Annotated in this window: 13 protein-coding genes; 3 read left to right on the top strand and 10 right to left on the bottom strand. The window is 65.3% G+C overall.

All coding sequences use genetic code 11. The annotated features are described in order from the left end of the window. The first annotated feature begins 96 nt into the window (after nucleotides 1-96). Nucleotides 97-654 (top strand): 16S rRNA (guanine(966)-N(2))-methyltransferase RsmD, encoded by a 558-nt coding sequence (rsmD, locus tag IVB23_RS16345; protein WP_247804244.1) that lies wholly within the window; start codon nucleotides 97-99, stop codon nucleotides 652-654. An 82-nt stretch (nucleotides 655-736) separates the two neighbouring features. Here the strand turns inward: rsmD and mutL are convergent, their stop codons facing one another. Beyond that, a complete protein-coding gene (mutL, locus tag IVB23_RS16340) occupies nucleotides 737-2,548 on the bottom strand; it encodes a DNA mismatch repair endonuclease MutL (protein ID WP_197968987.1) in 1,812 nt (603 codons plus the stop codon). A 247-nt stretch (nucleotides 2,549-2,795) separates the two neighbouring features. Between mutL and IVB23_RS16335 the strand changes: the two genes are divergently transcribed. Then, entirely contained in the window at nucleotides 2,796-3,113 is a 318-nt protein-coding gene (locus IVB23_RS16335; protein WP_061877406.1) for a ribbon-helix-helix domain-containing protein, read from the top strand. Between the two features lie 208 nt (nucleotides 3,114-3,321). Here the strand turns inward: IVB23_RS16335 and IVB23_RS16330 are convergent, their stop codons facing one another. From IVB23_RS16330 to IVB23_RS16315, 4 genes are read right to left on the bottom strand one after another with little or no spacing between them, the layout of a single operon-like run. After that, on the bottom strand, nucleotides 3,322-4,890 hold the full coding sequence (locus IVB23_RS16330) for a GMC family oxidoreductase (protein WP_197968986.1): 1,569 nt from the start codon (nucleotides 4,888-4,890) through the stop codon (nucleotides 3,322-3,324). A 30-nt stretch (nucleotides 4,891-4,920) separates the two neighbouring features. Then, the gene (locus IVB23_RS16325; RefSeq protein ID WP_247804242.1) at nucleotides 4,921-5,469 is read right to left on the bottom strand and encodes a gluconate 2-dehydrogenase subunit 3 family protein; all 549 of its coding nucleotides are present in this window, start codon (nucleotides 5,467-5,469) and stop codon (nucleotides 4,921-4,923) included. Between the two features lie 35 nt (nucleotides 5,470-5,504). Next, complete coding sequence (locus IVB23_RS16320) at nucleotides 5,505-5,900, bottom strand: VOC family protein (protein ID WP_124160355.1); 396 nt, start codon at nucleotides 5,898-5,900, stop codon at nucleotides 5,505-5,507. Further along, on the bottom strand, nucleotides 5,901-6,287 hold the full coding sequence (locus IVB23_RS16315) for a c-type cytochrome (RefSeq protein ID WP_247804918.1): 387 nt from the start codon (nucleotides 6,285-6,287) through the stop codon (nucleotides 5,901-5,903). A 309-nt stretch (nucleotides 6,288-6,596) separates the two neighbouring features. Here IVB23_RS16315 and IVB23_RS16310 point away from each other — a divergent pair, with 309 nt between their 5' ends. Then, entirely contained in the window at nucleotides 6,597-6,902 is a 306-nt protein-coding gene (locus IVB23_RS16310) for a hypothetical protein (RefSeq protein WP_247804241.1), read from the top strand. A gap of 162 nt (nucleotides 6,903-7,064) precedes the next feature. Here IVB23_RS16310 and arfB read toward each other — a convergent pair whose 3' ends face one another. The 5 genes from arfB to lspA all read right to left on the bottom strand — a co-directional run bounded on the left by arfB (nucleotide 7,065) and on the right by lspA (nucleotide 11,869). Next, a complete protein-coding gene (gene arfB / locus IVB23_RS16305; RefSeq protein WP_061877410.1) occupies nucleotides 7,065-7,481 on the bottom strand; it encodes an alternative ribosome rescue aminoacyl-tRNA hydrolase ArfB in 417 nt (138 codons plus the stop codon). Nucleotides 7,482-7,599: 118 nt separating this feature from the next. Beyond that, the gene (locus IVB23_RS16300; RefSeq protein ID WP_247804240.1) at nucleotides 7,600-8,964 is read right to left on the bottom strand and encodes a pitrilysin family protein; all 1,365 of its coding nucleotides are present in this window, start codon (nucleotides 8,962-8,964) and stop codon (nucleotides 7,600-7,602) included. After that, complete coding sequence (locus tag IVB23_RS16295) at nucleotides 8,961-10,352, bottom strand: pitrilysin family protein (RefSeq protein WP_247804916.1); 1,392 nt, start codon at nucleotides 10,350-10,352, stop codon at nucleotides 8,961-8,963. The genes IVB23_RS16300 and IVB23_RS16295 overlap by 4 nt, the downstream gene beginning before the upstream one ends. 203 nt (nucleotides 10,353-10,555) lie before the next feature. Then, a complete protein-coding gene (locus IVB23_RS16290; RefSeq protein WP_061877412.1) occupies nucleotides 10,556-11,278 on the bottom strand; it encodes a hypothetical protein in 723 nt (240 codons plus the stop codon). Between the two features lie 96 nt (nucleotides 11,279-11,374). After that, on the bottom strand, nucleotides 11,375-11,869 hold the full coding sequence (gene lspA / locus IVB23_RS16285; protein ID WP_028176617.1) for a signal peptidase II: 495 nt from the start codon (nucleotides 11,867-11,869) through the stop codon (nucleotides 11,375-11,377). Nucleotide 11,870 lies beyond the last annotated feature (1 nt).

The following is an 11,870-nucleotide window of genomic DNA, read 5'->3' as shown; positions in this document are numbered from 1 at the left end:
TGGCCGGGCTTGACCCGGCCATCCACGTCTTGCTTGCGTCTACTACTGAAGAACGTGGATGCCCGGGACAAGCCCGGGCATGACGGAGTCATGTAGATGCGCGTCGTCGGCGGTCGTTTGAAGGGGCGCAATCTGGCCTCACCGTCCTCGCGCGACATCCGCCCCACGGCGGATCGCCTGCGCGAGTCCGTGTTCAACATCCTCGTGCACGCCTATGGCGATCCGATCGAGGACGCGCGCGTGCTCGATCTCTTCGCCGGCACCGGCGCGCTTGGCATCGAGGCGTCCTCGCGCGGCGCCAAGTTCACGCTGTTCGTCGACAACGGCGCCGAGGCGCGTGCGCTGCTCCGTAACAACGTCGAGGCACTCGGCCTCGGCGGCGTCACCAAGGTCTATCGCCGCGATGCCACTGATCTCGGCCCTGCGCATCCCGTCGAGCCTTTCTCGCTGGTGTTCCTCGATCCGCCCTATGGCAAGGGTTTTGCGGAGAAGGCGCTCGCGAGCCTGCGCGACGGCGGCTGGCTCACGCCGGGCGCGCTGCTGGTGGTGGAGGAGGCGAAGGCCGCACAGTTCGTGACGCCGGAAGGATACGAGGAACTGGAGCGGCGCGCCTACGACGATACGGAGTTCGTGCTTCTGCGTAGGGCGGATTAGCGAAGCGTAATCCGCCACTGTCTCTCACGGCGGAAGCAGAAGAGGTGGATTACGCCTTCGGCTAATCCACCCTACGGCACCGTCACCTCCGCCCGAACAGCTTCTCCACGTCGCTCAGCTTCAGCTCGACATAGGTCGGCCGGCCGTGATTGCACTGGCCGGAGTTCGGCGTCTCCTCCATCTCGCGGAGCAGGGCGTTCATCTCCTCCGGCCGCAACCTGCGGCCGGCGCGCACCGAGCCGTGGCAGGCCATGGTGGCGGCAACGTGCATCAGGCGGCGCTCCAGCGGGAGTGCCTCGTCCCACTCGGCCATGTGCTCGGAGAGATCGCGCAAGAGGCCGCCGGCATTGGTCTTGCCGAGCAGCGACGGCGTCTCGCGCACCGCGACTGCGCCGGGGCCAAAGGATTCGATGGCGAGGCCGAACGAGGCCAGCTCGTCGCTGCGCTCGAGCAGGCGCTCGACGGTCGCCTCGTCCATCTCAACGATCTCGGGGATCAGGAGGATCTGCCGCTGCACACCGTTCGCTGCCAGCGAGGCCTTCAGCCGCTCGTAGACGATGCGCTCATGCGCGGCGTGCTGGTCGACGATGATCAGGCCGTCGCGGGTCTGCGAGACGATGTAGGTCTCGTGGATCTGCGTGCGCGCTGCGCCCAGCGGGCGATCGACGAGGTCGCCGCTTGGCTGCGATTCGAACCGCACGTCCGCGCTGGGCGCGCCGACATCGAATGCAGCCTGCACGCGCTCGGCGAAGGCGGGGGCGGCGGCGCCTTCGAAGGACGGCATCGGCGCGACCGGGGCGGCTGGCGAGGCCCGCCAGTCCCAGCTGGCGGGACGCGGCGTGAAGGCAGGCCGGAACGAGGACAATGCGCTCTCGCCGCTGTTGGCGGCGGTGCGCCGGCCTTCGCGCGCGAGTGCTTCCTTCAGCCCGTGCACGATCAATGCGCGCACAAGGCCGGCGTTGCGGAAGCGCACCTCGGTCTTGGCCGGATGCACGTTGGCGTCGACCTCGCGCGGATCGAGCGTGACGAACAGCGCCAGCACCGGGTGGCGATCGCGCGGCAGGTAGTCGGAATAGGCGGCGCGCACCGCCCCCAAGATCAGCTTGTCGCGGACCGGCCGGCCGTTGACGAAGAGATACTGCCCGAGCGCGTTGGCCTTGGTCAGCGCCGGCGCCGCCGCATAGCCGTCGACCACGACGCCCTCGCGCTCGGCATGAACCTCGATGGCGTGGCTGCGGAACTCGGCTCCCAGAATATCGCCGAGCCGGGTCAGCCGTCCGGCGGCGCCGGGCAGGGCGGCGGCCCAGGTCACCGGCGCGCGCTCCTCGCCCGCGAGCGTGAAGGCAATGTCCGGCCGCGCCATCGCAAGGCGCCGCACCACCTCGCGGATGGCTTCCGCCTCGGTGCGGTCGGTCTTCAAGAACTTCAGCCGCGCCGGCGTCGCGTAGAAGAGGTCGCCAACCTCGACGCGGGTGCCGTGGGCCAGCGCGGCCGGCATGATCTCGGACTTCGCGCCGCCCTCGACGGTGAGAGCCCAGGCATGCGGTTCGCCGGCATGCCGCGTGGTGATGGACAGCCGTGCCACGGAGCCGATCGAGGGCAGCGCCTCGCCGCGGAACCCGAGGGTGCGGATCTGGAGCAGGTCCTCGTCGTCGAGCTTGGAGGTGGCGTGGCGCTCGACCGCGAGCGAGAGGTCCTTTGCGGTCATGCCGCTGCCGTCATCGGTAATGCCGATCCGCCGTCGCCCACCGCCATCGGTGAAGACGTCGATCCGGCTCGCGCCGGCATCAATGGCGTTCTCGACCAACTCCTTGACCACGCTCGCCGGACGTTCGACCACCTCGCCGGCGGCGATGCGGTTGACGACTTGTTCTGGCAATTGGCGGACGGGCATGAATTCGATCGGGCTCGGTCTTGGATTCGCTGATGGTCTATTCTAGGCCGTGTTGCGTCAAAAGCATGCGTTGGGCAACAGCCGCGTGACGGGCTGGGGAAGAAGACCCTCTATCACATTGAAGACATTGGACGTTCGGGACAATGCCGCGGGGTCGATGCGCCGGCTTTCGGCCGTGGTTGTGATTGTGAGGCGCCGGGCAGCGGTGTAGCATCGTGAAAAAACGGCAACAGGACGGGAGGACGCCATGTGCCATCTCTTCGCGCATCAGCCCCAACGCGACTACGAATCCCAGACTCGGTCTTTGCGGATCGGTGGGCACTGCACGTCGATCCGTCTGGAAATGGCTTTCTGGGACACGCTGGAGGAGATCGCGGCCAAGGAGAGCATGAGCCTCGGCAAGTTCCTGACCACGCTCTACAACGAGGTGCTCGACCATCATGGCGAGGTCAACAATTTCGCCTCGCTGCTGCGCTGCTCGTGTTTGATCTACCGCTCACGGAGCGTCACGCCGGTCCAGGATTTCAAGGCAATTGGTGCGCCCATTCTCGACGCGGCCGAGTAGCCGCTCCACCCTCGGTGTCGTCCCGGCGAACGCCGGGACCTATGCCGCGTGATCTATCGATTGCGGAAGCTCGAAGTCCCGAACGACCAATCTCCGCCAAACTGGGCCTTGTGGTTATGGGTACCGGCGTTCACCGGGACGACACCTTGAGTGTGGATACGCAATCCCTCCTCAATGCCGTTCCGGCGATCGCGATGGTAGCGTACGATCAAATCTCCTTCTTCTGCATCGCCTCCGCAATGTAGTCCGCCTGCCGGATCGCGAGCGCGACGATGGTCAGCGTCGGGTTGCAGGCTGCGCCGCTGGTGAACTGGCTGCCGTCCGAGACGAACAGGTTCTTGATGTCGTGGCTCTGCCCGAATTTGTTGACGACGCCGTCCCGGGGCTTCTCACTCATCCTGTTGGTGCCGAGATTGTGCGTGCTCGGATAGGGCGGTGTCGGATAGGTCACGGTGGCGCCGACGGCGTCGTAGACCGCGGCGCCCTGCTTGTAGGCATGCGCGCGCATCGCGACATCGTTGGGATGGTCGTCGAAATGCACGCTCGCGACCGGCTGACCGAACTTGTCCTTCACGACCGGATCGAGCGTGATGCGATTGGTCTCCTGCGGCATGTCCTCGCCGACCAGCCACATGCCGGCCATCCTGGGATAGCCGTCGAGCGCTGACGTGAACGAGCGTCCCCAGGCGCCGGGGTTGAGGAACGCGGCCATGAACGGCAGGCCGATCGACAGCGTCTCCATCTCGTAGCCGCCGACGAAGCCGCGCTTGGGGTTGTTGGCGGCCTCGTCGCGGATGATGCCGGCCATGGTGGTGCCGCGATACATGTGCACCGATTTTTCGAACACCGCGTAGACGCTGCCGGTCATGTGCCTCATGTAGTTGCGGCCGACCTGGCCGCTGGAGTTGGCGAGGCCATCGGGGAACATCGTGGAGGCGCTGTTGAGCAGCAGCCGCGGGCTCTCGATCGAGTTACCGGCCACCGCAACGATGCGCGCCCTCTGACGCTGCATCGCGCCTTGCTCGTCGGCGTAGACGACACCGGTGACCTTGCCGCTCGCGTTATGCTCGATCTTCACCACCATGCTGCCGGGGCGGACCTCGAGATTGCCGGTTGCCTCGCCCTTGGGGATCTCGGTGTAGAGCGTCGACCATTTGGCGCCGGACTTGCAGCCCTGGAAGCAGAACCCGATCTGCTGGCACGAGCCCCGTCCGTCGCGCGGCTGACTGTTGATGGCCATGTTGCCGGTGTGCACGGTCTTGTAGCCGAGCTTCCTCGCGCCGGCCTCCAGCACCTTGAAGTTATTGTTGCCGGGCAGGCCGGGAATGCCGTTGGTGCGAGTCACGCCCATCTTGTTCTCGGCCTTGGCGTACCACGGCTCCATCTCGGCAAGCGTGACCGGCCAGTCCAGGAGGTTCGCCCCGGGAATGTTGCCGTAGGTGCTCTTCACCTTGAACTCGTGCTCGTCGAAGCGTAGCGAGGCGCCGGCCCAATGCACCGTCGAGCCGCCGACCGCCTTGACGATCCAGGCGGGAAGGCCCGAAAAATCCCTGGCGACGCGCCATGTGCCCGACGTGGTGCGCGCATCGGTCCAGGCGAGCTGGGAGAAGCTCTCCCATTCGTCGTTGATGAAGTCGTGGTTCTCGATGCGGGGACCTGCCTCGAGAATGACGACCTTGACGCCTTTCTGCGCGAGCTCGTTGCCCAGCGTGCCGCCACCGGCACCGGAGCCGACGATCACCACAACGCTGGAGTCGTTCAGATCGAATTTTGCCATATGCGTTCTCCTGAACCGTTGGGTGGCGATCTAAGCCTTCGGCAGCCAGTCGATGTCGGCGAAGCCGCGGTCGATGTAGCCGCCGAGCTCGGCGGAAGAGCCCTCGTATCCGAACCGCGGCCAGATCTCTTTCTGGTTGTAGAGCGAGACGACGAGATCGCCGCGCACCTTCTGGAAAAAGGCGCTTTGCTCGATCTCCTTCAGGAGCACCACGCGGTCGGCTTCCCAGGCCACTTCGACATAAGGCACCTTGTGGCGGTCGCGCGCGTTCTGATCGAGCCGCGCAATACCGTCGCTGATCAGCAATTTGACGGCAGGATCCTTCGCCGCCTTGCCGTCCCACGGCTTGATCGCGGTGATGTAGTAGCTGTCGCCGAGCACGTCGTGCGGATAGATGTCGCGCGCGACCTTCAGCAGCGTCTTCATCGTCGAAGGCGAGAGCGCGCTCGTCTCTTCGGCCCAGGCGTCATCGATGCTGACTCCGACGCTGGTCGCAACGGCCGCAACCGGCACGGCGGCCGCCGCGCCCTTGATAAAGACGCGGCGGCTGTGCTTGCTTCGACGATCGACTTCTCTCATGGCATGTCCTCCGTAGATTTTTGATTTTGGTTTGGTCAGTTGAAACGGCCGCCGCGCTGGATCACTTCGATCTTGTAGCCATCGGGATCACTGACGAAGAAGAAGCGCGCCAGCGTTCGGCCGTCGTGCTTGAAATCGCGTAAGGGTCCCGGTGCGAGCTTCTCGCGCTCGAAGCGGGCATGCTCGGCATCGAGGTCTTCAACGACCACGGCGAGATGGCCGTAGCCGTCGCCGAGCTGGTACGGCTCCTTGCGATCGAAATTCACCGTCAGCTCGACCTCGAAAGGCGAGGAGGGGTGACGCAGATAGATCAGGGCGAAATCCGCGAACTTCAGATGGTCGGTGACCTCCAGGCCGAAGGCACGCTTGTAGAAGTCGAGCGAGCGCGCCTCCTCCAGCACGCGGATCATGGAATGGACTGGCTTTGCCATTCAGTTCAGCTCCTTGAGGTAAGTAATGATGGCGGCGCGTGTCTCGGGCCTGGCCTGCCGATAGGCCATGATCACACCGGGGATGACGGCTTGCGGATTGGCCAGCCACGCGTCGAGCCGGGCCTCATCCCAGATGAAGTCAGCTTTGGCGAGGCCGTCTGAAAAATGAAAGCCCTCGACCTTGCCGGCAGCCCGGCCCACGATCCGGACCAGCGGCGGACCTTGTCGCATCGGGTCCGAGAGATTGGTGGTATGGCACACCGCGCATTGCTGCTTGAACAGCGTCGCGCCATCCGGCGGCTTTGCCGCCGGCAGCGGCATCTGCGCGTCGGCGCCTCGCGCCATCAGCACCATCGCGGTGCACAATCCCAGCACGATCGCGCGCATCGCCAAGAGCTTGCTCATCCACGTCAAATCCAGCGTGTGCAAACTCTAATCGGCGTCAGAGATGAGGTGGTAGTAGCGGGCTGTTTCGCGGCGAACGGAGATGTCTTGGGCCGTGTGATGTTCCGCGGCGCCTTATATGCGGAGCACAATTCCGCGAAACCGCCGTCAAATCCCTAAACGATCACCACACCATCGGGATTGCATGACGATCACGCCGCTCGAACTCTCTACGCGATGACATGGCCGGTGCAGATGAGCGGCGTGGAGAGCCGCCGAGCCGTTCCTCGCGAAAGAATCCAGGAGAAATGGATGAAGTTGGTCAAGACCTCGATGATCGCATGCGCTCTATCGGCTCTCGCTGCCACGCCCGTTCTCGCGCAAGGCGCGCCACCTGCCAAGACAGGCGGCAGCGTGCAGAGCAAGCCGATGCAGGGCAGCACCATGGGCAGCGGCGACGAAGAAATGAGTCCGCAGGCGGGCGCGGCGGGTGAGAAGACCGGCATGAAGTCGACCAAAGGCACCAGGGGCACGGTCGGCACCACGGGCAGTGCTACGCACAAGGGAACAGCCGACGATGCCGCGACGGGCGGCGCAGCCCCGTCCAAACGTTACTAAAGCATGATCCGGAAAAGTGCGCAGCGGTTTTCCGAAAAGATCATGCTTAAACAACAACCTAAAGCGCGATGACGATTCATCCTATCCCATCGCGCTTTAGTCTCGCCGGGTGAATCGGCAAAGCTCCGGTCGCCTCGCGGCCGGAGCTCTTTGCCGCGCCAGTTAGTCGTCGAAGCTCCGGCCGCGTCCTGCCTTGACGTCACTGCGGCGTTTCTTGCCCTCGAGCCGGCGCTGCTTGGAGGCGAAGGTCGGCCGTGTCGCGCGCCGCGGCGTCGGCCGGATCATCGCCTCACGCAGCATCTCCGTGAGACGGTCGATGGCATCCTGGCGGTTGCGCTCCTGGGTGCGGAAGCGCTGCGCCTGGATCACAATGACACCCTCCTTGGTCATGCGCTGGCCGGCAAGGCGCGCAAGCCGCAGGGCCGCGTCCTCCGGCAAGGTCAGCTTGCGCGTGTCGAAGCGCAGCTGTGCCGAGGTCGCGACCTTGTTGACGTTTTGCCCGCCCGGGCCGGAGGCGCGGACAAAACCGATCTCGATATCGTCCTCGTCGATGACGAGATTGCGGGATATCCGCAGCATGTAGGTACCATCCGTGATGTCTGGACATATCGCGGACGTTCAGGTTCGGCAATGGTGCTCATGCAAACGCAAATGGCCGGGACGAGCCCGGCCATTCAGGGAGCGTGTGGAGAACAGATCAGTTCGACTTCGGCGTCGCAGCCGCCGGTTGGGCCGCGGCCTGCGGGGCGCGGCCGACAATGACGGTCAGCAGCCCCTGGCCCCAGAGGCGCTTGGCCGCCGCCTTGGCGTCGTCCAGCGTCACGGCGTCGACGATGGCGTTGCGCTTCTCGATATAGTCGATCGGCAGCTTGTCCTGCTGATATTGCAGCAGCGCCTGTGCCAGCTTGGAGGAGGTGTCGAGCGCCAGCATCTGCGAGCCCTTGAGGTAGGACTTGGCCTCGTCGAGCTCCTTCTGCGTCGGGCCCTCCTCGGCCATGCGGCGCACCTCCTTCTCGATGGCGTCGATGGTGTCGCCGGCGCGGTCGGCGCGCGTACCGGTGTTGCCGATGAAGATCGCCGAATGCTCCATCCAGAGCAGCGATTCGAACACCGAATAGGCCAGCCCACGCTTCTCGCGGACCTCGCGATAGAGCCGGGAGGACAAGCCGCCGCCGCCGAGGATGTGGTTGACGACATAGGCCGCCATGAAGTTCGGATCGCTGCGCTTCACCCCGGGGCCGCCGAAGGTGATCACGGTCTGCGGCACGTCGAGCGTCACGAAGGCGCGTTGCGGGGGCTTCGCAGCCTCGACGTCGGGGACCGGTGTCAGATTGGCCTTGGCAGGCAGGCTACCGAATGTGTGGTCGAGCAGCTTGCCCAGGGTCGCCGGATCGACGTCGCCGACGACCGCGATCTTCAGCCCGTCCTTGGCGAGGACGCGGCCGACATAGTCCTTCATGTCGGCGATCGTGATGGTCGGCACGCTGTCGAGGTTGCCGTTGGTCTGCCGGCCGTAGGGATGCTCGCCGAAGGCGACTTCCAGGAACTTGCGGCTCGCCAGCGAGGTCGGATTGGTGGTCTCGCGGCGCAGGCCCGAGATGACCTGCGAGCGGATGCGTTCGACGTCGGCGGTGTTGAAATGCGGCGAGGTCAGCGCGCCCCTGAGCAGGTCGAAGGCCTCGTCCTTGTTGTCGCGCAGCATGCGCAGGCTGCCGCGAAACGTATCGCGGGTGGCGTTGAAGGAGAGCTCGATGGCGCGGCGGTCGAGCCGTTCATGGAACGACTTGGAGTCGAGATCGCCGGAGCCTTCGTCGAGGAGATCACCGACCAGATTGGCGACGCCCGGCTTGTCTTTGGGGTCCTGGGACGAGCCGCCGGCGAAGGAATATTCCATCGCGATCAGCGGCACGGTCGCGTCCTGCACGAACCAGGCTTCGATGCCGCCGGGCGAGATCAGGCGCTGGATTTTTGCGGCGGCATGTGACGGCGAGGCGGCGGCGAGCGCGAGCGCCGCGCCGGTGGCAAGGGAGAATGCAACGCGTCGAAGGAAGGGATAGGTCACGAACGCTTCTCCTCGCGCTTGGCGCTAGCGGTGTCCTTGATCAGATAGCCCGTCACCGAGCGCTTCTTCTCGAGCCATTTCTGCGCGACGGCGCGAACCTGCTCGGCGGTGACGGCGCGGATGCGGTCGGGCCAGCTCCTGATGTCCTCGATCGACAGGCCCGTGGTCAGCGCGCCGCCGTACCAGCGCGCCAGCACCGCCTGGTTGTCCTGGGCGTAGATCGCCTCGGCGATGAGCTGGGTCTTCACGCGCTCCAGATCCTCGGCGCGGATCGGGTTCTGCGCAACGCTGGCAATGACACCGTCGACCGCCTGCTCCACCTCTGCGAAGCTGACGCCGGGTTTCGGCGCAGCGGAGATTGCGAACTGGGTCGGGTCGAGCGAGATGCTCGAATAGCTGGCGTTGGCGGACACCGCGAGCGGCTTGTCGACGACGAGCGCGCGGTAGAGATAGGAATTGCTGCCGCTGCCCATCAGCTGCGCCAGCACGTCGAGGGCCGCGCTCTCGCCGGCTGCCGCCGTGGTCGCGGAGGGCACCAGATAATAGCGCCGCATGCTCGGCTGCTCGACGCGCGGGTCGGCCAGCGTGACGGTGCGCGGGGCGGCCGGCTCCGGCTCCTGCGGACGGACGCGGCGTGCCGGGATGGCCGGCTGCGCCGGGATGGAGCCGAAATTGCGCTCGACCAGCGGGCGGATTTCGGCGGCGTCGACGTCACCGGCGATCACCAGGATCGCGTTGTTCGGCGCATAGAAGCGGCGATAGAAGGCGAGCGCATCCTCGCGATCGAGCTTTTCGATCTCCTGATGCCAGCCGATCACCGGACGCCCGTAGGGATGGTTGAGATAGAGCGCGGCCATGATCTGCTCGTTCAGCCGCGCATCCGGATTGTTGGCGACGCGCATGTTGTACTCTTCGAGCACGACGTCGCGCTCGGGCAGCACGTTCTCGTCCTTGAGGACGAGGCCCGTCATGCGGTCGGCCTCGAACTCCATCATGGTCGGCAACTGCTCTTTCGGCACACGCTGGTAGTAATTGGTGTAGTCGACCGAGGTCGAGGCGTTCTCGTTGCCGCCGACGCGAAGCACGGTCTGGGAAAATTCTCCGGCCGGATGCTTCGAGGTGCCCTTGAACATCAGGTGTTCGAGGAAGTGCGCCAGCCCGGACTTGCCGGGGGTCTCGTCCGCCGAGCCGACCTTGTACCAGATCATCTCGGTGACGACGGGCGTACGGTGATCCGGGATCACCACGACCTGCATGCCGTTGCTGAGCGTGAAGCTGGCGGGCGGAGCCGATGTTACCGTGGTCTGGGCGAGGGACGTGCCGGCTGAGAGGACACTCGTCGAAAGCAGCGCGGCAAGGAGGCAGGCAGCCGATCGGTAAGAGGACATCATGATCCTTTTGAAAGGCCGAGCCCGGATGTCCGGCTCGGAGGCACGGCATGCTACACCGTGCGGCTGAGGCTTCGCGTCACGAAGCAGAGAACGCATCTCGTAGGCAAGTTACTGATCGGCAATTTACGGCGGCGCCGGGCGCGCAGGGAGGCGCCGGCGCCGGCTTTGCTTTTGTCAGGATGTCGCAGTGGACAGGAACGCTATTGTTCCTTCTCCTTGCCGGACATGATGTCGTAATACATCCGCCGCGACTTGTCCGGCCCGGCGCCATAGGCGTAGTTCGGCGACGGCGTCTGGTAGCCCGGCGGCGGCTCGACCAGCGACTGGCGCGGCGGCTCCGACGTGAACTCCTTGGACTCGGAGCTGCTGCCGCCCTTCATCATGTTCCACAGGCCGCCGGTGAAGCCGAGCTCGGCGGGGCTCAGCGAGGGGTTGCCGTTGGTGCCCGGCTGAATCGGATCGTTGCTCGTGCGGGGCGCTGCGGCGACCTGGCCGGCCTTCATCTCGGCAGGCGTCAGCGGCTGGGCGGCCTGCCAGTTCTCCGTTGCCTTGGTCGCCTTCTTGCGCGCGGCGATGGCTTCCTTGCGGCGCTTTTCTTCGGGATCCTTGGGCCAGTTCGGCGCAGCCTTGGCTTCGGTCGCAGGCGGCGGCAGATCGAGCTTGGGCGGCACCACCAGCGGCGAGCGCTCGCGATATTCGATGCCCTTCTTTTCCATGCTCTTGGCGCCGATGCCGGACATCAGATTGTCGATGAGCCTCTCTTCGAAGGTCATATCGTCTTCCTCATCGTCGTCACCGGCGCGGGCCGCGCCGGTCGACATGACGAGACCGATGCCAAGGGCGACAGCGGACAATTTCAATGCCCGCCAGAGCCCCCACCGGGGGTCTCGCACCATCGAATCGCTGGTCATCGCGCTGCGCATTGCTTTACCTGTTCCATATTGTGGCAGATCGCCGCGCGCACGCGGCTCTCATCCTCGCAAAGGCCGGGTTCCACCGCCGGTCCGTATCGGCCGGGATCAGGGCGCTTTTGCGGCGGGTACCCCCAGGAAGGAATCATACAATAGCGCCGCCACCCCAGCAACGATGGCCACGTCCGCGAGGTTAAACACATACCAATTATAGGTTTTTCCGGCGATCTCGATGTGGAGCAAGGCGAAATCCACCACCGCGCCATAGGCCAGGCGGTCGATGCCGTTACCGATGGCGCCGCCGATGATCAGGCCGAGCGCGATGGTCGCAAGCATGGTGTGCGAGCGGGCCATCCAGATCGCGAGCGCGACCACCGCAATACCTTTGACGGCCATCAGCGCGAGCTGCGCTGCCTGGCTGTCGTTCTGGAGCCAGCCGAAGCTGATTCCGATGTTCCAGGCCAGCACCAGGTCGAAGAATGGCGTCACCCGCACCGCGCCGCGACCGGCGAGGTCGAACACGTTTAGGAGCCAGAGCTTCGAGGCCTGGTCGGCCACCAGCGTGACCATGGCCGCAAGGATGCCGGCGCGGAGCGGGGTCATG

It is taken from the genome of Bradyrhizobium sp. 191, from assembly GCF_023100985.1.
Classification (GTDB): domain Bacteria; phylum Pseudomonadota; class Alphaproteobacteria; order Rhizobiales; family Xanthobacteraceae; genus Bradyrhizobium; species Bradyrhizobium diversitatis.
This window is presented reverse-complemented; position numbering and strand designations above follow the sequence as displayed.

What these genes read in the sequence shown, in the direction of transcription:
- rsmD (WP_247804244.1), top strand. Translation starts at nt 97, where the DNA reads ATGCGCGTCGTCGGCGGTCGTTTGAAGGGGCGCAATCTGGCCTCACCG.
- mutL (WP_197968987.1), bottom strand. Translation starts at nt 2,548, where the DNA reads ATGCCCGTCCGCCAATTGCCAGAACAAGTCGTCAACCGCATCGCCGCC.
- IVB23_RS16335 (WP_061877406.1), top strand. Translation starts at nt 2,796, where the DNA reads ATGTGCCATCTCTTCGCGCATCAGCCCCAACGCGACTACGAATCCCAG.
- IVB23_RS16330 (WP_197968986.1), bottom strand. Translation starts at nt 4,890, where the DNA reads ATGGCAAAATTCGATCTGAACGACTCCAGCGTTGTGGTGATCGTCGGC.
- IVB23_RS16325 (WP_247804242.1), bottom strand. Translation starts at nt 5,469, where the DNA reads ATGAGAGAAGTCGATCGTCGAAGCAAGCACAGCCGCCGCGTCTTTATC.
- IVB23_RS16320 (WP_124160355.1), bottom strand. Translation starts at nt 5,900, where the DNA reads ATGGCAAAGCCAGTCCATTCCATGATCCGCGTGCTGGAGGAGGCGCGC.
- IVB23_RS16315 (WP_247804918.1), bottom strand. Translation starts at nt 6,287, where the DNA reads ATGCGCGCGATCGTGCTGGGATTGTGCACCGCGATGGTGCTGATGGCG.
- IVB23_RS16310 (WP_247804241.1), top strand. Translation starts at nt 6,597, where the DNA reads ATGAAGTTGGTCAAGACCTCGATGATCGCATGCGCTCTATCGGCTCTC.
- arfB (WP_061877410.1), bottom strand. Translation starts at nt 7,481, where the DNA reads ATGCTGCGGATATCCCGCAATCTCGTCATCGACGAGGACGATATCGAG.
- IVB23_RS16295 (WP_247804916.1), bottom strand. Translation starts at nt 10,352, where the DNA reads ATGTCCTCTTACCGATCGGCTGCCTGCCTCCTTGCCGCGCTGCTTTCG.
- IVB23_RS16290 (WP_061877412.1), bottom strand. Translation starts at nt 11,278, where the DNA reads ATGCGCAGCGCGATGACCAGCGATTCGATGGTGCGAGACCCCCGGTGG.
- lspA (WP_028176617.1), bottom strand. Translation starts at nt 11,869, where the DNA reads ATGACCCCGCTCCGCGCCGGCATCCTTGCGGCCATGGTCACGCTGGTG.